Below are 21,104 nucleotides of genomic sequence, written 5' to 3'. Positions count from 1 at the left end.
GCGCCAGACCCACCAGACCGCTGGCTGCGCAGCCACATACGCTGTGCCGATGCCCGTTGTCCCCGCGATGCCGAGACCCACATCCCGCCATCGCCCAGTGGTGCTCCACCATCTTGGCCGGCGACACCGCCCGCCTGCTGCTCCTGGGACCGCACTGGTCCGGCAAGTCCCACGCGGCCTACGCCGCACTGGAGGTCGCGGCGCGGGCGCAGGAGGAGTTCAGCTCGCCCGCTGGCCGGGGAGACGCTGCGGGCCGCACTGGAGACGCTGGCCTGCGCGGCCCCGGACTGGCTGGCCGAGGCGGTACCCGTTCGGGAATGGGCCGAACGCTATGGCCCGCGGACCCACTCCTGGCATCCACCGGCGCCCGGCAGACTGCGGCTGGCCTCTCCGTACGACACCGACGCGCGCTACGGCCTCAAACAGGGCTCCTGTGGACCGGCTACAAGATCCACATCAGCGAGTCCGGCGACGATCCCGATAACCAGGACGCTGCTGCCGGCGGCCAGTCGCTGATCCCTGGAGCAGACGGACCGCCGCCGCGCTTGATCACCGGCATCGCGCCCACCGACGCCACAGTGACCGACGCGGAAATGACCGAACCGGTCCATCACATGCTCGCCGCCCGCGATCTCCTGCCCGCCGAGCACTTCCTCGACTCCCGTTACCCTTCCGCCGAGTTGATCGTGGGCATGAAGAAGAACTTCGGGGTCACCCTGGTCACCCCGGTCCTGATGAACAGCTCACCCCAGGCACGTGCCGGCGCTGGCTTCGACCGCACCGCGTTCACCCTCGACTGGGACAAGCGGCAGGCCACCTGTCCACGCGGGGACACCAGCACCTGGTGGAGCCCCGCCACCCTGCGCGGCACCAAGGCCATCGTCATCAAGTTCGACAAGGAGACATGCCGCCCCTGCCCGGTGCGCGACCAGTGCACCCGCTCGAAGACCGGCGGCCGGACCCTCTCCCTGCAACCCCGCGAGCTGCAAGAAGTCCTCGACCATGCCCGCCTCCAGCAGGGCGACGAGCAGTGGCGAGCCAAGTACGGAACCCGCGCGGGCATCGAAGGAACCATCCACCAGGCCGTCGCAGTCACCGGGATGAGACGTGCCCGCTACCTCGGCCTCCAGAAGACCCACCTGGAGCACGTCTTCTCCGCCGTTGCGCTCAACCTCATTCGCCTCGATGCCTGGTGGAACGGCCACCCGCTCGACCGCACCCGCGTCAGCCACCTTGCCCGCCTCGACCTCTCCCTCGCTGCGTGACCGAATAAGCCAGCAGGATCGGTGACACGGTTCTTACCGCCACGTCCGCAGTGAATTCAGCGTGACTGAGGGACTTTCACCGGGAACCCACGGTGTTTTCTGGAGATGTGCTCGAAAGTGCGGTGGGTTCCTTGCTGCTGATCGGCAGAGTACGAAGTTGTCAGATCGTGCGCTAAGCCCTCGTCGCCCCTGGCAAGGGGCTGACGGAGCGTCGGCGGTCGCGCTGGCCTGAAGTCTTCCCCCGGATCATGCGCCGTTATTTGCGGTACCGTGACGGTGAGCTGCGGATCTACCCGGTCCCGACCGCGCGAAGCGACGCCGTTATCTCCAGGCCCGCCCCCACAGTCCCCCAGCCGGTCTACACCGCGATCAGTACGCTCAGCATCGCCAGCCAGCACAGCGCCACCAGGATCGGCAGCAGCACCATGATGAGACCGGTGGGAGACGACTTCAGCCACCCGTTGCCGCTCTCGCCCGCCTCCCGTGCCACTATCCGCTGCCCACCGTGCCAGGCCATGTACTCCTCAAGTTCTATGACCGCCTGTTTGCGGGCCAGGAGGTAGCGGCGGCCGAAGCGCAGCATCTGGGAGAAGGCCATCGAGGCGCCTAAGCCGATAACGGAGAGGACGATCGCCAGCCCGCGGGACAGCGGCTCCGACTCCCCGCTGTCCTTGCTCAGAGAAAACGCCATCGCTGCCGCGAGGCCCGCGGTGATGTAGAAGAAGTTGTTGAGCTTGTGCCAGTTGGTCGTATCCTCGTGTTTGTAGAGGTCCACGGCAACCGAGTACTGCACCTGCAGCATCGCCTCACGGGCCTTGCGCCGCACCCACACCGTGCGCTGCCTGCCGTCGGGAGGCGTAAGGCGGGTCAGCTCTTCGAACCCGAGCTTTCGGTGGAAGAGCGTGGATGCCTCATTGGGTGGGTCGGAGACGACCGCGGCGATCACCGGACTGGTGGTCCACTGCTCTAGGACATGGTGGTACAGCCGTGAGCCGATGCCCAGGCGGGCCGATTCCCGCTCTACGCACACCTGCTTGATGACCAGGAAATTTCCCAGGGTCGTCTTGATGTGATGGTTCAACCACTCGTCGGACTCGATGCGCTGGTCGCTGTACGCGAGCAGGAAGCCGACCACGTTGCTGCCCTTGCGCGCCACGTAGAAGTGCTCGGCCGTAGCGAGCCGCGCCCGGTAGGTGTCGACGGTATAGCCCGAGACGAGGAACCCGTCGCGGGGCGCCGTGGACGGGTGGGCACCGTCCAGGCTGCGGGATGCGGCGATCTCGGCGATGCGCGCCACATCCGACTCGACGGCTCGGACGATCTCGATGTGATCGCTCTCCATGGCCTCGGCCCCTCATCGCGACTGTTGCCCACAACTTACCGGCAAGGGAGGGACGTTGCCGCGTGATAGCGCACGATCTGACACGCATGTTCCTCAGCCCCCAGTACTCACTCTCGGCGGTCTGCCCGGTCTGCCCGGTCTGGTCGTCGAGCAGGTTCTGGGCGATGGCCGCATAGCGGCTCGCGGCGGTGTGGGACAGGTTGAAGACCATGGCGAGGTGCAGCGGATCGGCGCCGAGGGTCAGAGCTTCGTGAAGTACCCGGTCGCCGCGGATGCGTTCGAGGTAGACGCCCTGGTGCAGCAGGTGCCGCTTGAGGTATTCGGGGCTGACGGGCCCGGTTCCCAGGGCTGTCTTCGCGTTGATCAATACGTGCCGGTTGGGGGTCTTCGGCCAGGTGACCCGGCGCTGGGCGAGCCAGGCCAGCAGGGTCTGGTAGGGCAGTTCGCCGAGCCGCTGGGCGTGTCCGGCGATGGTGATCCGACGGTTGGGTAAGTCGAGGTCGTCCAAGGTGAGGCGTCGGATGGCTGTGGCGCGGGCGGCGTGGACGGCAGCTAGGGCGACGATCAGCCGCTGCGCGGGATGTCTTCGGTCTTGAGGCGGGTGGTGGGGTTGGCGAAGATCAGGCCGCGCTTCTTGGCGAAGCGGAACAGTGAGCGCAGTGCCTCGATGGCGTTGCGACGCTGCCATCCACGCAGGGGTGACAGCGCGGTCGTGACGTCGACGACGGTGATCTCGCGCAGGTGCCCGCGGGTCGTCGCCCAGTTCTCCAGCAAGGGCCGGACACAACCGAAGTAGACGTAGAGACAGGTGCGGGACCGTGTCGAGCAGGATCAGCAGCCAGGCTCGGACGTCGCTGGCGAAGCCGGCGGGCAGTTCGCCGGTGCGTGAAGGCACGGTGGGCGTAGTTGGTGCGGCCGGCTACTACCAGGGCGCCTGGTCGGGCGTAGGACGATAGGTTCTCTAAATGGTTGTCGTAGCAGATGGCCGCAAACTGCGATGAACGGTTGTTCAGCCCCCTCATGCGGGGCGCAGCAGTGGAAGGCGTCGTTTTGGAAGCCGCGCTCGGGCTGGACGGCGGAGTCGATTTGGACGGCCCGGTCGTACTGGCCGCGGTGCCCGCGTCAGACACGGTGGGCGCGGGTGTCGTCGAGTTCTGCGGGCGAGTGCTCGGGGCGGCGGATGCGTCGGTGGGGGTCCGATCAGCTGCCGCGCAGCCGGTTCCGAGGCCGGTGGCTGACAGTATGCCGACGGCTGCGATCTTCAGGGAGTCGCGTCGGTTCATGGCTGGGCGTGTGCTCCTCATAACGGAAGCTTTCTGGCGTTCGGGTGTGGCGCTTGCGTTCGGAGCGCAGACGATTATCAGTGGACGATCTTGTGCCAGTTGAGCTTCGCTTTCAGCGAGGGGGCACCACCAGAAAACTCAACTGGTTATTACCAGACCGAACCACAACGTAGCCTGTGATGGCTATAGGCGCAACTCCCCAGTCGGGCGGGCTGCTTGAGGTAGGCCACGCCTTCTCCTCGGTCGCTTCACCCAGAGGGCCATGCATCGCTTGAGCACACCACGCCCTACCATCTCCAGCTCACGGATGCGCTTGTCCTTTTCCGCCGTCTCCCGGCGCAGCCGCCCGCCGGCTCCGCGGCGCGGTCGGACGTCGCCGACCCGTTGCGGCGCCAGCGCGAGACCCAGCTGTGCAGCGCGCCCGGGTTGACGCCGAGTTCCTCGGCGACCTCCGGGATGGCTTCCCGGTCTCGATCACGATGTGTACAGCACCCTCACGGAACTCCGCGTCGTACGCGGTTGCTTGGACCCCGTGACTCCCAACTTCCCCTGCAATCACGGGCTCCACGCCACGAGGGGAGGGACGGTTCGTGCGACGACGGGAAGCGGCAGGTCGTGGCGGCGGGGTGGTCGTCACGACCCGCCGCAGCTCTAGGCGTCGACGCTTCGGGTGGCCTCGGCCCGCTCGTCCAGGTCCTGCAGACGGGCTGTCAGCGCGGCGCGCGCAGATCGGTCTCCGCCCGGCTTGCCCAGGGCAAGCCGGCGCGGGGGTGTTGCGGAGTTGACCGCTCCCAGGATGACCTGAGCGGTCCTGGCCGGGTCGCAGAACGCCTCGGGGGAAGATAGCCCAGCCCAGTGTCTTCTGCACCGCGCGTACGGTCTGGTCGTAGTCCTCGGCGGTCTCGGCGAACTCCAGATTGGACAGGAACGGTGTCGCAGTGGGGCGGGCTCGACGAGAGTGACGGTGATCCCCAGGGGCGCCACTTCGGCTGCCAGTGCGTCGGACATGCCTTCGATGGCGTGCTTGGTCGCAGCCAGCAGTCCCACGCCGGGGAGAGCGAGCTGGCCGTAGATGACGTCAACACATGCCCGGTCGACGGGCGTTCGGAGCGGCTCACCGACGCCGGCACCATGGCCGAGTGGCTGGTCGGGTGGAGGCTGGCTGCCGAGGGCACGCTGATCGCGGACGCGGACGCGGCGAACGCGTGCGAGCTCAGACAGGCCCTGGTGACCGTGATGCTCACGTGTACGGGTGACGGCGACGGCACGGATTCAAGATTGGCTGAGGTCGAACAACTGCTTGGGCGTGCCGGGACGCTGCATCCGCTGATTCCGGTGATCACCGCTGAGGGGAGCGGCCTCGTCCCCTCGAGCGGCTCCAGTTGGAGTCGCATGGTGGCGACGAGCCCGCGCGGGTAGGTGAGGGTGATCAGGTCGGCGGACTCCACCCCCGGTTTCTCGGCCCTCTTCCAACCTGCCTGCGTCATCGGTGGGTTGGTGGCTCTCGGTCCCTCGTGTCGGCATACTTCGGCCTGGTGTGGCGGCACGGCGAAATCGCACCCTCATTCAGGCGGCGATGTCGATATCCTCGAGCAATTGGTAGGGTCTGGTCATGACCATTCTGGATTGCTGGGTGGCCACATGTGATCGCTGCGGCCGGGGCTCAGACTCGGTTTCGCTGCAAGTGGCCGTAGTGGCTCCCATGGGCGGGCGGTGTCTGCATGGCTGATCATGCACGTGAGAGCGAAGCGGGCTGGGCGGAAGCCTGGAGTGTGCCTCCTGAGGTGCTGGTGAAGGGTGACCCGGACCGGGTCAGGGCGTTGCTTGACGGATCCCAGCTGTTGGTGTCGGTGTACGAGGCGTCGGGAGCTGTGCACCGGCGGGCAGCGGCGGGAGTGCGGCGGCAGTTGCTGGCGCTGGACGCCGCCCGGTACGGACAGCCACAACTGGCAGCAGAGATTCGCAAGGTGGCCGTCTGCCAGGAAACGGATGATCCATGGATCGTGCAGTGGGCGACCGGTACCGGCCTGGACTCCCGGCTGCGGTATGCGTTGCCTGCGCCGGCCAACGCGGGTGTGGTGGCGACGGTGGTCGTGGAGGGCCGTGGAATCGCTGTCGCCGGCTGCGGGGACGGCACGCTGCACTGGTGGGATCTGGCCTCGGGCAGGAAGCTCGGCAAGGCCGCAACCGATCACACCGATACCGCGCCTGCTCTGGCGACGGCGGTGCTGGACGGCCGTCCCGTCGCTGTCACCGGCGGCTCCGACGGGACTGTCCGGGTGTGGGACCTCGCTGAGGGAGAACCGGTCGGCGCATACCTAGCCAACGACGATTCCCGGGTCAACTCGCTCGCCACCGGACTGGTCGAGGGCCGGCCGGTCGTCATCAGCGGCAGCACCGACGGCGTGGTACGGGTGTGGGATCTGGCCGCCCCCACCCAGAGCGGTGAGCTCTTGACCATTCGCACCGGTACCGTGGCTGCCCTGGCGACGGCGCTGCTGCACGGCCGTCTGGTCGCTGTCACCGGCGATTCCTATGGAAGCGGCAGGGCGTGGGACCCGGTCACACCCGGAACCGTCAGGGCGTGGGACCTGGTCACGGGACGGGAGTTCGGCACCCTGGGCGACCACGCCGGGGAGTCTTGCGTAGTCACAGACCCGGCGTCCGGCCGCCCGAGGGCCGTCAGAGACGGCGACGGGGAGGTACACCGCTTACACCGGTGCGTCACCCTGGACCTCAACACCATGACGAGCCTCCTAGCGACGGACCCGACGTTCGAATGCCCGATGGCCATCAGCGCCAACTCCTACGCGGGTTGCATCTGGAACCTGGCCACGGGCGAGCAAGTGGGTGAGCCCGTTTGGGGCGTACAGGCGGCGGCCTTGAGGATGCTCCATGGCCGCCCCGCCGCCCTCCTGGCACGCCATGGGCGGGTCGAGGTGTGGGATCTGTCCACCCTCCGGCATCTGTACCCGCCGCTCATCGGCCACGAAGGGACTGTGAGGGGAGCGGCGACGGCGGTGGTGAGGGGGCGTCACCTCGCCGTCACTGGTGGCGACGACGGCTCGGTACGGATCTGGGACCTCGACGGCGAAACGGAGGCGGGCAGCCCACTTAGTCGTCACGTGGGCCCCGTGACAGGGTTCACCACGGCCGTCGTGGAGGGCCGTCCCGTGATCGTCACCGGTGGCGACGACGGCTCGGTACGGATCTGGGACCTCGACAGCGGGGCGCAGCTTGCCGAGCCCCTGATCGGCGACACCAGTTCAGTGAACCTGCTGACGGTGGGGATGGTGGACGGACGGCTCACCCTCATCACGCGCGGCCGGTGGCAGGAGAAGACAGTGCAGGTCTGGGACCTGACCACCCGGGAACAGCTGCACGGACGGACGACGACCGAGTACACCAGCTCGAACATCGAATTCTTCGCGGTACTGGACGGACGCTTCGTTGCCGTGGACTGGCGTGGACGTGTGTGGGACCTGACCGTGCGCCGATGGATCGGAGTGGCGCCGCATGAAGGCAAGCCGCTGGCCCTGGAAACGCTCGAAGGCCGCAACGTCGTCCTGACCGGCCGCTTGACACAAACGGTCCATCTGTGGGACATGGCCACGGGTGAACAAATAGGGCCGCCTATGACGGGACACACCAGCAAGGTTCGGGCAGGGGCAGCGGGGATGCTCGACGGCCGCCTGGTCGTCGCCGCCGGAGGCGACGACGGAACCGTACGGGTGTGGGACGCGACCACGGGGCGGCAGACCGGCACGTACACCTTTCCCGCCAGCATCTGGGGCCTGGCGGTGGCGCCGGAGGGGCGGCTGGTGGTCGGTTTCGGCTCGGACATCGCGGCCCTGGCCCCCCGCTGAGACCGTGCCAGGGGCCCGGACACTGATCCGGGGCCCGCTTCCCTTTCGAGCAGGTCGGTTTGCACCTCTTACGGGTGGACCGGCCGGTGAAGTCGGCGCTCACGTGGTGAGGCTCTCAAGCGGCTGCCGGACCTGGTGGGCCGGGAGAGGGGCCGGTGTCGACGCCAACCCTGATCTGACGCACGGCCTGAACAGTGCGCTGAGCTACGTGTCCCTTGGTCCGCTGTTCGCCCATCTGTTCGTCATCGGCACCCGCAACAGGAGTCTTAATGGCCGACAGCAGTCACGGATACGTCAGGGACCGGCGCGGATGCCGTCACTGGGGCCCGCAGGGCGCCGCGGGGCTTCTCCTGCGCCAAGGCCCTCGATTCCTGCTTCAGCGCCGCTCCTGGCGGGTCCACCACGGCCGCACCTGGAGCATCCCCGGTGGCGCGCTGAGAGCCGATGAAACCCCGTGGGACGGGGCCCGCCGGGAGTTCGCCGAAGAACTCGGCAGTGTTCCGGCACTGTCTCCTGTCCTCACCTTCGTCGATGACCACGGCGGATGGGCGTACCACACCGTCGTCGCGGACGCCGTGGAGCCATGCTTCCGACAACGTGGCGACGGTGAAGGCGTCGCGCACAGGTGGTACCCCCCCCCGCCGAGATCGACTCGCTGCGCCTCCACCCCGGATTCGCCGCCACGTGGCCTCGGTTGATCGCCGAGCTGGACGCCGCCGGACGATGAGACTCACGGTCGAGTGGTCAGCGTTCTGGCCCTCAGTCGGCACGGGTCGTTACGGCCCTCTTCGGCAGGGCGTCTGCCAGGGTCGACACAGTCCCGTCCCCTCCTGGCCAAGTCCTCTTCCGCGAGGCCGCCCTGCGGGGCGACGAGGATTCTGCGTCGGCCGACTCCTCCTCCTCGGGCTGGCGCAGGTCCTCGTTGACGTACCCGACGCGGTCCGGACCACGTCTGCTGCGACACCCGCGCGCCGTGCACCCCCGCAGGCAAACGTGCCGGATCGTCAATCCTGACAGGGTCGGCCTGCAGCACGGCTGCACCATCGCCGCGACCGGCAGCGGGCATGCCGTACACCAGTGGTGGAGCTCCCGGTGGCGCTGGGCTCAGGCGTCGACGTCCGTCACCGCCGCGTTCCGCCCCTCCAAGGGGGACGCCCGCCTTGCCGACGAGGTTTGTGCGGGTGTCAACACGGCGATGAGGACGCGGTCATCTTCACTCCGGCCGCGCTGGATGGTCGTCCTCGTCTGGGCGCCACGTTCCTGCCCCCCGCCATGCCGCCTCGTCGACGGCACGCTCACGTATGAGGTCAATCAGCATGTAAACAAACACCACCACGGCCGACAAGAGGACGGCGGCGATGGCGAACCCGACTATTCTCGTCATCGTCGTATCTCCTTTGGGCGCGGCTCGTTTCGAGAGACAGCGAAGACCGAGGGGACTCGCTCGAAGCTGAAGCGTCTGGTCGAACGGGGCTGGCTGGACGAGGACTCTCCCGTCCGCAGAGGGTATGGGCTTGGCCGGGTTGTCTGGCTCGGTCTTGATGCTTGCCCGTGCAGTGGTGCGGCCGAAGGGCACGGCTGAGGAAGGAACCACGTTGCCGGCGCAGTTCCGGTGGCGCCCATGATTCGCCAGATGGCCTGTGCGTAGCCTTCCTTCTGCTGTAGGGGACTGCTGGTTGTGTGCTGGGGCGGAGGTGACCGGCACACCAGCTTGGGCGGACACGTGCTCTGCCCTGCGTCGTTGGCGCGGGTGTCGTGTCGTGGTGGTGCCAGGAGCTTCAGGCCTGCGGTGGGCCTCGGTGCTGGTCAGGAGGGCAGGGCTCCGGTGGGCGCGGCGGTCGAGGCCCGGTCTCGGTGGTGACGGAGGCCAGGCTGTTCCCGTCTGGGGCCGGTTTTCGTTTTTCTGTCCGGCGGGGGCGGGCCGGGTGTCAGCGGAGGGAGAGGACGGCGATCTCCCGTCCGAAGCAGACCACCAGCCGCCCGTCCGGGGCCACCGCCACGGCCCCTACGGCTGTGGGGAACACCAGCTCCTCCCCGGCCTGCTGGCAGGTGGTGAGGTCCCAGACTCGCACCGTCCTGTCGAAGCTGCCGGTGACTGCGACGACGCGGCCGTTCACCATCCCTGTTGCCACGGACGACACCCATTGGGTGTGGCCGTTCAGGGGCTTGCCGAGCTGCTGGCCAGTGGCCAGGTTCCACACCCGCAACGGTCCGTCGCCCAAGCCGGTGATGCCGACAGGGCGGCCGTCCACCACCCCTGTTGTCAGAGCCGATAGCGGACTGTGGACGTCGACATGCAGCTGCTCCCCGTGCTGCCGCCTGGTGGCCAGATCCCAGATCCGGACCGTTCCATCCCGGCTGCCGGTGACCGCGACGGAGCGGCCGTCCACCACCCCTGTCGTCACGGCCTCCACCACTCTGCTTTGTGGAAGTCTGCCGAGCTGCCGGCCGGTTGCCAGGTCCCAGATCAGCACCGTCCAGATCCACGCCGCGTCGTCCCAACTGCCGGTGACGGCGACCGGGCGGCCGTCCGCCACGCCTGTTGCCACGGCCTTCACCATGTTGGTGGGGCCGATCAGTGGCTTGCAGGCCTGCTGGCCGACGGTCAGGTCCCACACCCGCGGACCGCCGAACTCAGCGCCGGTGATGATGACGGGGCGGCCGTTGACCACCCCCGTTGCCGCCCCTACCACTCTGCTGTGGGCGTCGAGGGGTGCGCCGAGCTGTCGGCGGGTGGCCAAGTCCCACATCCGGACCGTCCTGTCGAAGCTGCCGGTGACCGCGACGGGCCGGCCGTCGACCACGCTTATTGCCACCGCTCCCACCTCCTCAGTGTGGCAGTTCAGGGGTTTGCCAATCTGTCGGTGGTCGGTCAGGTCCCACACCAGGACCGTGCCGTCCCCAGCGCCGCTGAGGGCGACGGGACGGCCGTCCACCACCCCTGTTGTCACCGACCCCACCCCTCTGGTGTGGCCGTTGAGGGGTTCGCCGAGCTGTCGGTGGTCGGTGAGGTCCCACACCCGGACCGTCCTGTCGAAGCTGCCGGTGACCGCGAAGGGGCGGCCGTTCACCACCCCTATAGCCACCGCGGTCACGAAATGGCTGTGCCCCCTCAGGGGTTCGCCCACCTGCTGGCGGGTAGTCAGATCCCAGATCTGCACCATTCCGTCCCAGCTACCGCTGACCGCGACGGGGCGGCCGTTCACCACCGCCGTTGCCAGCGCCGGCACCGCGTCCCGGTGGCCCCTCAGGGGTTCGCCGAATTGCTGGCCTGTGGCCAGGTCCCAGACGCGCAGCCGCCCGTCCTCAGCGCCGCTAACGGCGATGGGGCGGCCGTCCACCACCGCCGTCGCCACCGACCCCACCCGGCTTGTGTGGGCCAGCGGTTCGCCGAGCTGCTGGCCGGTGGTCAGGTCCCACAGCCGCAGCGTGGCGTCCTCGCCACCGGTGACGGCGACGGGGCGGCCGTTCACCACCGTCATCGCCACCCCACGCACCACACCGAAGTGGCCGATCAGGGCATGCCGGAGCCGGGAATCGAGCTGGGCACCGGTGGCCCACTCCACACCCCACCGCGCCGCAGGCGTGCCCTTCACCGGCACGGCGTTGATCCGCTCCGACAACGCCCGGTACCCGTAACGGGCCGCATCGAGCGACAGCAACTGACGACGCAATCCCGCACCTGCCTCACGATGCACATGCGCCGACGCCCGGTACACCGCAGCGATCGGCAGAGGGCTGGAAGCCGGCGCTGCATCCAGCAACGCCATTGCCTCACTGGGATCGGCGTGCACCCAGAATGCGGGATCGGTCACCTGCCCCTCTGCCGCCGCGGATCCATTGTGCGAGCCGCCCTTTCGCAGGTCATCAGACATGACGGACTCTGCACTCCCTTCTTCACGCGCAGATAGGCGCAGTTGAACACGAGTTCGTTGGTCATGCGGCGCGGCGTGCGGTGGGGGTTGCTCGACGCGAGGCGGGCGGCCACGTGTGCGGGCATGTGCTCACCCGCCAGCTCTGGCGGCTCTGGGCGGTGGGTGGTGTTTCGTGGGCCGGTCAGGCTGCTGTGATAGTGGCGGGCTGGCCGGTGCGGAGGGATTCGTAGGCGGCCAGGACGATACGCAGCGTCCGTAGACCTGCGTGTCCGTCGGGGTGGGCGCGCTGTCCGGTGCGGGCGGCGGTGAGGAAGCTGTTGAGCATGGCCGCGTCGAGGTCGGTGGCGGCAGGTTCCCAGCGGGGTGTGGCGCGGGAGGTGTCGTAGCCGGTGAGGAGGGGTGGGAAGGCGTCGAACTCGACGAGGGCGCGTTCGGTGACGCAGGTGAGGGTGAGGCCGCCCCAGGTGGGGTGGGTGGCGGGGTGGCTCCAACTGCAGTCGATGGTGGTGACGAGGCCGCGCGGGTAGGTGAGGGTGATCAGGCCGGCGGTCTCAACGGCTTCTGCTGCCCCTTCGTGGGCGGGGGAGAGGTGTTCATTTGCGGCGGCGTAGACGTGGGTGGGCTGTTCGCCGTCGAGGAGGACGTCGATGAGGTCGGCGATGTGGACGGTGTGGTCCATGATGGCGCCGCCGCCGGAGAGTGCGGGGTCGGTGAACCAGGAGCGTTCCAGGGCGGGCGGGGAGGAGTTGTTGACACCGTGGACGCTCAGGAGCCGGCCGAGTGAGCCGTCTGTGGTGCTGTGCCGCAGGGCGGTGAAGGCCGGGTGGAAGCGTACGGGGTAGGCGGTCATGAGGCTGACGCCGGCCTGCTGGCAGGCGTCGATCATGGCGCGTGCGTCCTCTTCGGTGGTGGCCAGGGGCTTCTCGCACAGGATGTGAGCACCGGCCGCGGCGGCCTGCTCGACGAGTTGCCGGTGGCGGGTGTTCTCGCTGGTGATGATGACGGCTCGGGGGCGTTCGGCGAGGGCTTCTTCGTAGTCGGCCCGGTAGGGGACGCCGAGTTCGTCTGCGAGGGTCTTGCCGCGTGTGGGGTCGCCGGGTTCGGCGTCGGGGTCGGTCACGATGAGTTCGATGTCGCTGCGGTCGCGCAGCAGCTGGATGTACGTCGCTGCGTGGACGTGCGCGAAGGAGAGGAGGGCGACCTTCATCGGGGGCTTCCTTCCGTGAGCGTGAGCGGGTACGCGTCGTCGACGGCGACGGCGACGGCCAGACCGGTAGCCGCGGACTGCCGTGCGGCAGCGGCGATGCGGACGGCGGCTACGCCGTCGAGGGCGCTGACCCGGGGGGCGGGGCCGCCCTGGAAGGCTGCGGCGAACTCGCGTATCTGCGTGGCGAAGGGGTCTTCGCCGAAGTCACCTGTTGGCACGCCGTCGCCTTGCGCGCCGGCTGCGCCGGTCACGCGCAAGGACGGGTGGGCGAGGGAGTCGTGGGTGAGGGTGCCGTGGGAGCCGGCGATGTGGAAGGTGTATCGGAAGGGGGTGGCAGGCGGGCCCCATACGCCCAGGACCTGGGAGATCACGCCGGATTGATGGGTGAGGGTGGCGCTGCCGGTGGCCACGGGCCCCTCGGGGGCGTGGGGGCGGCCGCGCTGGGTGGCGTGGACGGTGACGACGTCGCCGAAGAGCCACCGGGCGATGTCCATGTCGTGGAGCATCTGGTCGGTGACGATGCCTCCGGACAGGGCGGGGTCGGTGAACCAGTTGCTCCAGGTCGGGTAGCGGCCGGTGCGGGTGAAGCGGGCCATGGCCACGCGCCCGAGTGCCCCGGAGGTGACGGCGTCATGGAGGCGGACGTAGGCGGGGAAGAACCGCACGACGTGTCCGGGGTAGAGCAGGCGTCCCGCCTCGTGCGCGGCGTCGGACATGTGCTGGGCGTCCTTGGGTGTCAGGGCGAGCGGCTTCTCGCACAGGACGTGTGCACCCGCCTCGAACGCGGCCAGGGCGATGTCGTGGTGGGTGGTGGTGGGGGTGCAGATGTCGGCGATGGCCGCTCCGTCCAGGGCTGCTGGGAGGGAGGCGGCCTCGGTGAGGCCGAACTCCTCGGCGAGCAGGGCGGCTTGGCCGTCGGTGGAGAAGATGCGGATGCGTGCGCCGAGGGCGATCCAGGCCGCCATGTGCGTGCGGGCGATGAAGCCGGCCCCGATCAGCGCCACATCGAGTCTGCTCATGCTCGGTTCTCCTTCTCGTTGCTTCGTCCTGCCGCAGTGCGTGCCTGGAGGGCGTCACGGATGGTGCGCAGGCGGGCGGAGGTGAGGTCGGGAATGGTCCAGCGCGCTCCGGCTCCGGTGAGGTCGGCTGCGGCGGCGGTGGTGGTGATGCCGACGATGTCCCGCACTCCTGCGGCGGCCAGGGCGCGGACCCCGGACGGCGAGTCTTCGAAGGCCAGGCAGTGCTCGGGGCGGGCGCGCAGTGCCGCGCAGGCTCTCAGATAGCCCTCGGGGGAGGGCTTGCCCGCGGTGGTGTCCTCGGAGGTGATGACCACGTCGACCAGGTGCCGTACGCCGAGGACCTTGTCGAGGAGGTGCTGCGCCCACGGGGCGCTGGCGCTGGTGATGACGGCCAGCGGGTACTTCACGCGCAGTTGCTGGATGAGTGCGGCAGCGCCGGGCACGACCTTCACGCTGCCGGCGTGTTCCAGCGTGAAGGCGGTCATGGTGGAGAGCACGGCTGCTGCGTCGGTGCCCGTCCAGGGCCCGGGAACGGCGGCGATGACGTCGCTGGGCCGCCGTCCCATGTAGTGCTGTTCGTAGTCGGCGTCACTCACCGTGACGCCCCAGGTGTCGAAGAACGCCTGCCAGGCGAGGCGGTGGACCTCTTCGCTGAGGACGAGGGTTCCGTCCAGGTCCAGCAGGACTGCCTCGCACCGGTCCCGGGGGTCGGGACCGTGTGCGCCCCCCTGCCTCGGGATGCCGCGGCGGGCGGCCGTCACGGCGCGGCCCAGGTGAACATCAGTGCCCCGGCCCGCACCACTGCGGTGGTCGACGGTGCCTGTGCAGATCCGGGAGCGCTGTCGGGGACGACGACGGGGCACATCGCGGACAGACCGCGGGCGCGGACTGCGCCGGGGTCGAACGTGATCAGATTCCGGCCGGCCTCGACCTGTTCTCCTTCGGCGACATGGGTGCGGAACCCCTCTCCGTTCAGCCGGACGGTGTCGATGCCCAGGTGCACCAGGACGGCCGACCCGCTGTCGGTCCGGATGACGAACGCGTGCGGGCGTACCGTGGCGGCCTGGCCGGCGACGGGGGCCGCGACGTCGATGGGCCCGGTGTCGTCATCGGGCTCCACCGCCATTCCGGAGCCCACCAGCTGAGCGGCGAAGACGTGGTCCGGGACGTTGCCGAGCGCGGCGAGGGTCCCGGACAGCGGGGCATGGACCGCAAGTCTCACTGCAGCTCCTTGATGTCCTCGGCCAGCGAGTCCGCATCCGGACCCACGACCACCTGTACGACACCGGCTGAGACGAGGACTCCCAGAGCCGCTGCCTTCTTCAGGGCGCCGACGTCGACGGCGTTCGCGTCGTTCACCTCGGTGCGGAGCCTGGTGATGCAGGCCTCGATGTCGGCGATGTTCCCGGCACCGCCGAGCCCTTCGACGATCAACTGCGCTTTGGACATGTGTGCCCCTCGATGGATGAGCGTGCCGGACGGCGCTTCGCGGGACGCCGAAATCATAGTGGTAATTACCAGACCTGACCAGAAGATAGCGCGGGGAGGGTTCGGTTTGCAAATATGTCATGAGCAGGTCAATTGATCGGCGGTCGCCGAGTGGTTGCGAGACTCGGCCAGACGGTCACCACTGTGGGGATGGAGCCGATGGTCGTGACGGGTGTGCCTGGGATGCCTGGTGGTGCGGCCACTGCCAAAGACGCCGGATCCGCCCATGACTGCGCGTTTTGTGCGGTCCAGGCGGTACCGCAAGCGGGCGGTCGGCGTCTGGTGGACGGATGCCGTGAAGTCGATGCTCTGCAGTGAGGGCAGGACGTCGGCGAGACGGGCGCCCCGGTGGCCGGTTTGGGGGACGAGCGGCCCAGATCTGCTCTGTCGAGTGCCGCTATGCCGGTGTTCGCAGTGCCGGCGCGAGCACAAGGGCGACCACCGCGAGGTTGGCCACGGTACCGAACGGCAGATACCACAGGCCCAGTCCGGCAAGGATGAGCACCGCCCACCACGCCCCCTGCACCCGTGCGGCGAATGCGATGCCGGCAGCGAGGTAGGCACTGGCGTATCCGACAAACGCGACCTTGACCGGCATCGACCGCGGGTCGAGCCCCGCTGCGGACAGCAGGCCTGCCCACGGTCCGAGCCGGCCCGCGTGTGGTGCGCTCGTCGGCGTGACGAAATCCCCGCTGAGCAGGGCGTGCAGGCCGTCGAACAGCATCCATCCGCCGATGATCACAACAAGGGTCACAACGACCCATCCTGTCCAATGCACGACGCACTCCTTGAGGCATGTTGGTCCGGTTCCCTGTCAAGTCGTTGTGTTCACATCGGAAGCTCTCTGCCGCCTTCCATCTGGGCCACCGCAAGGTGAAGCAGATCCCGCCGAACCGGCTGTCCGCGCAGGCCGGGACGGGGCCCTGGAGCTGTTCGAGATCCTGATGGCCACCAAGGTGATCGGCACCGCGAAGCGGTCCACCGACAAGCAGCGCCTGTCGACCCTGCCGAGGATGGAGAGGGCGGCACAAATCGCGGCCCGGATCTCGAAGGTGGTCATCGAGGAGCTGGAGCTCATCGATGAGACCGGCTGCGATGTGGATACGGCTGCTCTATGGCGGGCGCTGGAAGAGATCGTGCCCCGGGCCACGCTCTCCTGCGCAGCCACCACGGTGGTGAGCGGAGTGGCATGACCCTACGTCGTGCTGCCAGCTGCCAGTCGATGTCCGGCGACGGTCCGCGTCAACGCGGTGCCACGTGATCGGCCCGTCTCGTTTCGGAGCGTGCGGGAGTACGGTGAAGGCAGCGAGGGACCTTCGCATGCCGGTATCGGACCGGTCTCGTCCTCGCGGCTCCCATCACGGGCCTGACCCTGGCCGCGCCATCCGCAACCGAGGCCGAGGAGCCCCGCATGTCGTTCCATTTCCCCTGTGTCCATGACGGCGATTCCGTCGGACTCTGCCTCGGCGAGAGCCGGCACAACCTCCACCACGCCGACCCCACCAGCGCCCGGCACGGCGTCGACCGCGGCCAGAACGAACCGTCGGCCGCCGTCATCCGCCTCCTCGAACGCCTCGGCTGGGTGTACGACGTGCGCCAGCCGACTCCGGCCAGCGTCGCCGCCCGTCGCGCCTGACGCCACACATTCATCCGCGTATGCCAGTTGCCAGGAGCCCGTCATGACCACCGCACTGCAACCTCCGCTTCCCTCCCACCCCGTCCTGCGCCTGCGCCTGGCGCCCCAGGGGGGCACGCCCCGGCGCATCGACGGAGCGTGGTGGCCGCGCTCGTACGACCTACTCGCCGAACTCCCCCGGCTGCTTGCCGGATTGCCCCGCGCGTGGGGCAACATCAGCAGCGCCACGGTCAACGGACCCATGTGGTCCATGCCGCCCGGCCGGATGCTCGTGGCCAACCAGGTCGTACGATTGCACAGAAGCCTGACGGCACCCGCCCCGCACACCATCGTCCTGCTCGCTCCCGGCCGGGGGCGCTGGGACCTGCTGGTCGTGCCTCCGGATACGACCGTGGAGGCCGCCGAACCGCTCATGGCAGCCGCCGCGGGCGTTCCCGCCTGATCCGGCCCCCTCACAGACTGCCCGGCCCATCCCCACTGACGGCCAGGGCGGTGACGCCGTTCGTCACATCCCCGCCACCAGTCGACCGGGCCGTCCGGTGTCGGCCGCGTACGACGAGGAAGTGTCGTTGGCCTGCTCCGCCGTCATGAGAGCGGTCGCGGTCAGCTGCGGGCCGGTGCTCGCGCTCGCGGCGGCCATCAGCCGGGCGGCCGAGGGGGCACTGGTCTCCGGCGGAATCACCAGGAGGTCCCAGCGGCCGGCCGTGTAGGACAGCAGCAGGATCTTGTGCGGATCCAGCTCAGAGGTGAACCAACCGACCTTCACCACATGGCCGTTGACGAAGATCTTGCGCGGGATGATCGGCCAGTAGCGGGGGTTGACGGCGACACGGGTGATCCGTCCCCACAACGGGTCCAGTACGTCGGCCAGCGCGGTGAGCTCATGTGTCAGGTCACGGGAGCGAGGCCACCAGGCCCCGTCCAACTCGCCCCGCCCGGGGGAGGGACTCACGGCTTTCAGTGCGAGGCGCGCGGTCGGCACCCTGAAGGGCACGGCATACAGCGGGAGATGGTCGGTGGTCGCGGACATCATACGAACCCGTCTCCGGACCCCTGCGCGTGGGCAGTTGCCCGGTACCGTTGCTCACCAGGAACGACACCGGCATCGGGGCCGATGTGCGAAATGCTCCCAATGAGTTCACGCTACTCCCCGAAGAGGCCGAAAGGACCGCTCCTGGGCATCGCCTCACTGCGGTCGGCGGTCCTCCCCCGAGGAGCGGCTGGTCTCCAGCCAGGACCGCGCCGGTTCCGCCGCGCGCGTGGTGTCCACGGTGAGTTGGAGACGCGTCCCTCCCGTGGAGCCCGCAGGATAGCTGCGCTGCTCGGTGGTGGCGAAGCAGCGGCGGAGAACCTCCGCGACGCGACGGGCGACCTCGGGGGAGGCGGCGACGATGCGTACGTCGGCGTGCCCGTCCGAGGGTGTTTCCGCGGGCTGCATGGCGACCTCGTTGTGTGGGCACGGATCTGCTCAGTGGACTCGATCTTTCACTCTACTCCGGCGCTTCTTGCAGCCCACCCGTGCGCCCGCCGTGCTTCCCGGCCGCCGCGAGCCGCGGAGTACCGTGAAACGAAGAACCTACTTTGCGTTTCTCGCTGGCAGACAGGTAGGCGAGTGCGATGCCCGACGCCGACTCCCCACGCGTGACGAGGCTCCTGCCGGACACCGTCCACCAGGCGGTGAAGGCCGGGACGGCTGTCATACGGCTGGAGACGACTCACGACCGGCAGGGAGTTCTCGACGGGGCATGGTGGCCTCGGTCACGTGACATCGCCGTCGAGCTTCCCGCGCTGATCGCCGCGCTGACCGAGCACCTTGGGCCGATCACACGTATCGGCCTGGACACCGCCGCTTGGGAAGAACTGCCGACCTCGTGATCCCGCCGCATGCGACGCCCGACGCGGCGCGCGCCGCGATGGCCGAAGCCGTCCGCGCCGACAACGTGACTCCGGCCGAACAGATCCTCATTGACACCGGCACTGACCGGGCAGCGTCGGAGACGTGACGGCGGTCAGCCGAGGCGACCGTCGGGCCGGTCCCGTACCAGGGATGTTCGCGGTGTCGAAGCAGCCCGAAATGACCCGTGCGTCGAGCTCCACATCGTCCGCTTCGGCGGCGACGAGCCCCAGCTCAGCGAGCAGACGCTCCAAGTCGGCGACCGGGTGCTGTGCTTCACCGACGGCTGATCGAGGAGCACGATGTCCGCGGCGAGCAGTTCGGCGAGGAGCAACTCATCGCCTGGGTCAACCGCATCGAGCACGCCGAGAAAGGGGTTCGGGCGGTGGTGCGCTCCCTCTCCCACACCCTGATCCGGAAGCGGGGCGGGATCACCAGCGACGACGCGACCCTCTTCCTGATCGAGTGGCGCGAGGGTGCCGCCGACCACCTTGCCACCCTGGAGTGAGCCGATACCGCCCGCCAGGTGATGCGGCCGCGGGCGGTGACTCTGGCATGTCACGCGAGAAAACCGCGAGGGATCTATCGTCGAGGTATGAGCGTGTTCATCAAGCTGGTGGAGAACCGGCCCCCCAAGGAATACGCGGAGCTGGCGGCTGCAGATATCACTTACGCCGACATCACCGAAGGTGAGTCGCCCGCCACGTACGAGTACGACCTGCTTCCGAGCGGCGCATTGCGGATCCTCAAGGTGACCAAAGGCGAAGCCGCTGTCGTCGAATCGATCTACGCTCCCGGACTCTGGTTCCGTGTCCAGGGACAGTGGCGCGGTAATGCGGAATAGCGGCACTCTGCCACCGCCCGGACGCTGCCGGCTGCTGGGCCCGGTCAGCAGGTATACCGTGGAGTGTGGGTTGCGCACTCTCACGTGTTGCGCCTGAAAGGACGGCCCCGGCGGTTTCACCGGGGCCGTTTGCTGCTCAGGGCTTCCCGGCGGGCCGCGTTGAGCGATGTCGAGCTGGTGCTGGCGTGTGTGCCGCAGCCGCTGCTGCGGATCCTGGAGATGACGGGCGCCGATCAGGTCCTGCAGGTCCATGGCACCGTGGCGGAGGCCGACGCAGCGTTTGGCGGCCGAGGGGATGCAGCCGGGAGCCTCACCTGAGGAACATCGCTGCCTGACGGCCGTCCGCCGTCAGGGCCGTACCACGGATCTTGCGCGCCGCCGCTCGTCGTCGCTGCGCCGGCCTGTGGCCGTACTGCCGAAAGCGCCTGGTCACAAAACGGTTTGGGGCATCGTGCAGGAGTAGAGTTAAAGGACCGGGAGCATTTCGAACACCAGCTTCCACGCAGGTGCCGTTCCCGGCGATCAACAAACACCGGGCTGCCGACGGGCAGCCCGGGGGCAGGTCCGCACCATGACCACGACCCTCGACCGCACCACGCCGCGCGACCTCGCCCCAAGGCTTCCGGTGCGCTTGTCGCTCACACCGAAGACCACACTCGCAGGCCAGCTCGATGGCGCCTGGTGGCCCTACAGCCGCGATCTGACCGCGGAGCTTCCGCCGCTGACGGCGGCCCTCCATGATCCCTGGGGCCGCATCACCCACGTCACCGTGAATCCCAGCCGCTGGCCCGTCATCCCCCGCAAGGTGCCTGTGGACGGCGGCCGCAGCGTGCACGTCGGATGGTTCACCGAACAGGACGCGGACAAGCTGATCCTGCTCTCCTTCACTGTCGGCCGCTGGGACCTGTTGGTGATCCCGCCGGAGACCGAGCCCGCCGCCGCGGCCCGGCTGATGGCCGCGGCCGCGATCCCCGGCAGCGTCCTCAAGGCAGGTGTCCTGATGGCCAACGAGGCCGCCATAGGACGCGGCATGCGAGACAGCCGGGACTGGGAAGACGCCTGGGAGGCCGAGGGCGGGGCGTGCATGTCGCCCTACGGGCACATCGGGCTGACCGTCATGCCCGAGCCCGCGCCCGGAAACACCCAGGGGTGACCGTCATGGGGACCATCGTCTTCATCGCGGCGTTGCTCATCGCCGTCGCCGTGGGCGTGCGCCTGATCCATCTGCTCAACGCCCAGCACGACGCACGCATCGCCGCCCACCACTACAGCGACGTCCTGCCCGGCGTCGGCCGACGTCGCGGCAAGCACCACAGGCCGCCGCCCACGCCGGCCTCCCCGGTCGACCACACGGGCATCGCCCGATGACGGACCTTCCGCCGGCC

The 21,104-nt window shown here is 68.8% G+C and carries 23 protein-coding genes and 3 pseudogenes; 14 read left to right on the top strand and 12 right to left on the bottom strand.

The window, feature by feature from the left end:
* Window positions 1-545 precede the first annotated feature (545 nt).
* On the top strand, window positions 546-1,265 hold the full coding sequence (locus F7R91_RS42160) for a transposase (protein ID WP_191971631.1): 720 nt from the start codon (window positions 546-548) through the stop codon (window positions 1,263-1,265).
* Window positions 1,266-1,623: 358 nt separating this feature from the next.
* Here F7R91_RS42160 and F7R91_RS25465 read toward each other — a convergent pair whose 3' ends face one another.
* Entirely contained in the window at window positions 1,624-2,607 is a 984-nt protein-coding gene (locus F7R91_RS25465; RefSeq protein ID WP_150951518.1) for a GNAT family N-acetyltransferase, read from the bottom strand.
* Between the two features lie 217 nt (window positions 2,608-2,824).
* Here F7R91_RS25465 and F7R91_RS25460 point away from each other — a divergent pair, with 217 nt between their 5' ends.
* Window positions 2,825-3,100 carry a hypothetical protein gene (locus F7R91_RS25460; protein WP_150951516.1) on the top strand — a complete coding sequence of 92 codons (276 nt, stop codon included), beginning with the start codon at window positions 2,825-2,827 and terminating at the stop codon, window positions 3,098-3,100.
* A gap of 71 nt (window positions 3,101-3,171) precedes the next feature.
* Here F7R91_RS25460 and F7R91_RS25455 read toward each other — a convergent pair whose 3' ends face one another.
* Window positions 3,172-3,381, bottom strand: coding sequence for a site-specific integrase (locus tag F7R91_RS25455; protein ID WP_150951514.1), 210 nt, complete (start codon window positions 3,379-3,381; stop codon window positions 3,172-3,174).
* A gap of 1,439 nt (window positions 3,382-4,820) precedes the next feature.
* On the opposite strand from F7R91_RS25455, the gene F7R91_RS25445 reads away from it, so the two are divergent.
* The 3 genes from F7R91_RS25445 (at window position 4,821) to F7R91_RS25435 (ending at window position 8,454) form a co-directional block, all read left to right on the top strand.
* Entirely contained in the window at window positions 4,821-5,309 is a 489-nt protein-coding gene (locus tag F7R91_RS25445) for an ABATE domain-containing protein (protein WP_191971630.1), read from the top strand.
* A 302-nt stretch (window positions 5,310-5,611) separates the two neighbouring features.
* Window positions 5,612-7,756 (top strand): WD40 repeat domain-containing protein, encoded by a 2,145-nt coding sequence (locus F7R91_RS25440; RefSeq protein WP_150951510.1) that lies wholly within the window; start codon window positions 5,612-5,614, stop codon window positions 7,754-7,756.
* Window positions 7,757-8,025: 269 nt separating this feature from the next.
* Window positions 8,026-8,454 carry an NUDIX domain-containing protein gene (locus F7R91_RS25435; RefSeq protein WP_225320777.1) on the top strand — a complete coding sequence of 143 codons (429 nt, stop codon included), beginning with the start codon at window positions 8,026-8,028 and terminating at the stop codon, window positions 8,452-8,454.
* A 515-nt stretch (window positions 8,455-8,969) separates the two neighbouring features.
* On the opposite strand, the gene F7R91_RS42155 is transcribed toward F7R91_RS25435, so the two are convergent.
* From F7R91_RS42155 to F7R91_RS25395, 8 genes are all read right to left on the bottom strand, one after another.
* Entirely contained in the window at window positions 8,970-9,140 is a 171-nt protein-coding gene (locus F7R91_RS42155; protein WP_191971629.1) for a hypothetical protein, read from the bottom strand.
* A 544-nt stretch (window positions 9,141-9,684) separates the two neighbouring features.
* Window positions 9,685-11,430, bottom strand: coding sequence for a WD40 repeat domain-containing protein (locus F7R91_RS25425; RefSeq protein WP_191971628.1), 1,746 nt, complete (start codon window positions 11,428-11,430; stop codon window positions 9,685-9,687).
* Window positions 11,431-11,812: 382 nt separating this feature from the next.
* Window positions 11,813-12,838, bottom strand: coding sequence for a Gfo/Idh/MocA family protein (locus tag F7R91_RS25420; RefSeq protein ID WP_150951503.1), 1,026 nt, complete (start codon window positions 12,836-12,838; stop codon window positions 11,813-11,815).
* Window positions 12,835-13,857: a Gfo/Idh/MocA family protein gene (locus F7R91_RS25415; RefSeq protein ID WP_150951501.1), complete on the bottom strand. Its 1,023-nt coding sequence runs from the start codon at window positions 13,855-13,857 to the stop codon at window positions 12,835-12,837. Before F7R91_RS25415 ends, F7R91_RS25420 begins: the two co-directional genes overlap by 4 nt.
* Window positions 13,854-14,618, bottom strand: coding sequence for an HAD family hydrolase (locus tag F7R91_RS25410; protein ID WP_191971627.1), 765 nt, complete (start codon window positions 14,616-14,618; stop codon window positions 13,854-13,856). The genes F7R91_RS25415 and F7R91_RS25410 overlap by 4 nt, the downstream gene beginning before the upstream one ends.
* A complete protein-coding gene (locus tag F7R91_RS25405; protein ID WP_150951497.1) occupies window positions 14,615-15,079 on the bottom strand; it encodes a PTS sugar transporter subunit IIA in 465 nt (154 codons plus the stop codon). The genes F7R91_RS25410 and F7R91_RS25405 overlap by 4 nt, the downstream gene beginning before the upstream one ends.
* Window positions 15,076-15,306, bottom strand: a complete 231-nt coding sequence (locus tag F7R91_RS25400; RefSeq protein WP_150951495.1) for a PTS transporter subunit EIIB — start codon at window positions 15,304-15,306, stop codon at window positions 15,076-15,078. The genes F7R91_RS25405 and F7R91_RS25400 overlap by 4 nt, the downstream gene beginning before the upstream one ends.
* A 436-nt stretch (window positions 15,307-15,742) precedes the next feature.
* Window positions 15,743-16,099 (bottom strand): hypothetical protein, encoded by a 357-nt coding sequence (locus F7R91_RS25395; RefSeq protein ID WP_150951493.1) that lies wholly within the window; start codon window positions 16,097-16,099, stop codon window positions 15,743-15,745.
* 190 nt (window positions 16,100-16,289) lie between these two features.
* On the opposite strand from F7R91_RS25395, the gene F7R91_RS25390 reads away from it, so the two are divergent.
* From F7R91_RS25390 to F7R91_RS25380, 3 genes and pseudogenes are all read left to right on the top strand, one after another.
* Window positions 16,290-16,538, top strand: a complete 249-nt coding sequence (locus tag F7R91_RS25390; protein WP_191971626.1) for a hypothetical protein — start codon at window positions 16,290-16,292, stop codon at window positions 16,536-16,538.
* 263 nt (window positions 16,539-16,801) lie between these two features.
* Window positions 16,802-16,981: pseudogene (locus tag F7R91_RS25385) on the top strand (acyl-CoA desaturase); the annotation flags it as partial.
* 43 nt (window positions 16,982-17,024) lie between these two features.
* Window positions 17,025-17,423 (top strand): DUF5994 family protein, encoded by a 399-nt coding sequence (locus F7R91_RS25380; RefSeq protein ID WP_150951489.1) that lies wholly within the window; start codon window positions 17,025-17,027, stop codon window positions 17,421-17,423.
* Window positions 17,424-17,486: 63 nt separating this feature from the next.
* Here F7R91_RS25380 and F7R91_RS25375 read toward each other — a convergent pair whose 3' ends face one another.
* Window positions 17,487-18,014 (bottom strand): DUF5994 family protein, encoded by a 528-nt coding sequence (locus F7R91_RS25375; protein WP_408056061.1) that lies wholly within the window; start codon window positions 18,012-18,014, stop codon window positions 17,487-17,489.
* 153 nt (window positions 18,015-18,167) lie between these two features.
* Window positions 18,168-18,419, bottom strand: coding sequence for a hypothetical protein (locus tag F7R91_RS25370; RefSeq protein ID WP_150951488.1), 252 nt, complete (start codon window positions 18,417-18,419; stop codon window positions 18,168-18,170).
* Window positions 18,420-18,598: 179 nt separating this feature from the next.
* Here F7R91_RS25370 and F7R91_RS25365 point away from each other — a divergent pair.
* From F7R91_RS25365 to F7R91_RS25340, 6 genes and pseudogenes are all read left to right on the top strand, one after another.
* Window positions 18,599-18,984: pseudogene (locus F7R91_RS25365) on the top strand (DUF5994 family protein).
* A 97-nt stretch (window positions 18,985-19,081) separates the two neighbouring features.
* Window positions 19,082-19,383 (top strand): annotated as a pseudogene (locus tag F7R91_RS25360) (SpoIIE family protein phosphatase); the annotation flags it as partial.
* Between the two features lie 87 nt (window positions 19,384-19,470).
* Window positions 19,471-19,719 (top strand): hypothetical protein, encoded by a 249-nt coding sequence (locus tag F7R91_RS25355; protein ID WP_225320776.1) that lies wholly within the window; start codon window positions 19,471-19,473, stop codon window positions 19,717-19,719.
* A 129-nt stretch (window positions 19,720-19,848) separates the two neighbouring features.
* Entirely contained in the window at window positions 19,849-20,037 is a 189-nt protein-coding gene (locus F7R91_RS25350; RefSeq protein ID WP_150951486.1) for an STAS domain-containing protein, read from the top strand.
* Between the two features lie 253 nt (window positions 20,038-20,290).
* Window positions 20,291-20,872 (top strand): DUF5994 family protein, encoded by a 582-nt coding sequence (locus tag F7R91_RS25345; protein ID WP_150951483.1) that lies wholly within the window; start codon window positions 20,291-20,293, stop codon window positions 20,870-20,872.
* 5 nt (window positions 20,873-20,877) lie between these two features.
* Complete coding sequence (locus tag F7R91_RS25340; protein ID WP_150951481.1) at window positions 20,878-21,087, top strand: hypothetical protein; 210 nt, start codon at window positions 20,878-20,880, stop codon at window positions 21,085-21,087.
* Window positions 21,088-21,104: the final 17 nt, after the last annotated feature.

This window comes from Streptomyces luteolifulvus (genome assembly GCF_008806595.1).
Taxonomy (GTDB): domain Bacteria; phylum Actinomycetota; class Actinomycetes; order Streptomycetales; family Streptomycetaceae; genus Streptomyces; species Streptomyces luteolifulvus.
This window is presented reverse-complemented; position numbering and strand designations above follow the sequence as displayed.

What these genes read in the sequence shown, in the direction of transcription:
- F7R91_RS25435 (WP_225320777.1), top strand. Translation starts at nt 8,026, where the DNA reads ATGGCCGACAGCAGTCACGGATACGTCAGGGACCGGCGCGGATGCCGT.
- F7R91_RS42155 (WP_191971629.1), bottom strand. Translation starts at nt 9,140, where the DNA reads ATGACGAGAATAGTCGGGTTCGCCATCGCCGCCGTCCTCTTGTCGGCC.
- F7R91_RS25340 (WP_150951481.1), top strand. Translation starts at nt 20,878, where the DNA reads ATGGGGACCATCGTCTTCATCGCGGCGTTGCTCATCGCCGTCGCCGTG.
- F7R91_RS25370 (WP_150951488.1), bottom strand. Translation starts at nt 18,419, where the DNA reads ATGCAGCCCGCGGAAACACCCTCGGACGGGCACGCCGACGTACGCATC.
- F7R91_RS25420 (WP_150951503.1), bottom strand. Translation starts at nt 12,838, where the DNA reads ATGAAGGTCGCCCTCCTCTCCTTCGCGCACGTCCACGCAGCGACGTAC.
- F7R91_RS25380 (WP_150951489.1), top strand. Translation starts at nt 17,025, where the DNA reads ATGACCACCGCACTGCAACCTCCGCTTCCCTCCCACCCCGTCCTGCGC.
- F7R91_RS25465 (WP_150951518.1), bottom strand. Translation starts at nt 2,607, where the DNA reads ATGGAGAGCGATCACATCGAGATCGTCCGAGCCGTCGAGTCGGATGTG.
- F7R91_RS25355 (WP_225320776.1), top strand. Translation starts at nt 19,471, where the DNA reads ATGAGCGTGTTCATCAAGCTGGTGGAGAACCGGCCCCCCAAGGAATAC.
- F7R91_RS25415 (WP_150951501.1), bottom strand. Translation starts at nt 13,857, where the DNA reads ATGAGCAGACTCGATGTGGCGCTGATCGGGGCCGGCTTCATCGCCCGC.
- F7R91_RS25390 (WP_191971626.1), top strand. Translation starts at nt 16,290, where the DNA reads ATGGCCACCAAGGTGATCGGCACCGCGAAGCGGTCCACCGACAAGCAG.
- F7R91_RS25345 (WP_150951483.1), top strand. Translation starts at nt 20,291, where the DNA reads ATGACCACGACCCTCGACCGCACCACGCCGCGCGACCTCGCCCCAAGG.
- F7R91_RS25440 (WP_150951510.1), top strand. Translation starts at nt 5,612, where the DNA reads ATGGCTGATCATGCACGTGAGAGCGAAGCGGGCTGGGCGGAAGCCTGG.
- F7R91_RS25375 (WP_408056061.1), bottom strand. Translation starts at nt 18,014, where the DNA reads ATGATGTCCGCGACCACCGACCATCTCCCGCTGTATGCCGTGCCCTTC.
- F7R91_RS25400 (WP_150951495.1), bottom strand. Translation starts at nt 15,306, where the DNA reads ATGTCCAAAGCGCAGTTGATCGTCGAAGGGCTCGGCGGTGCCGGGAAC.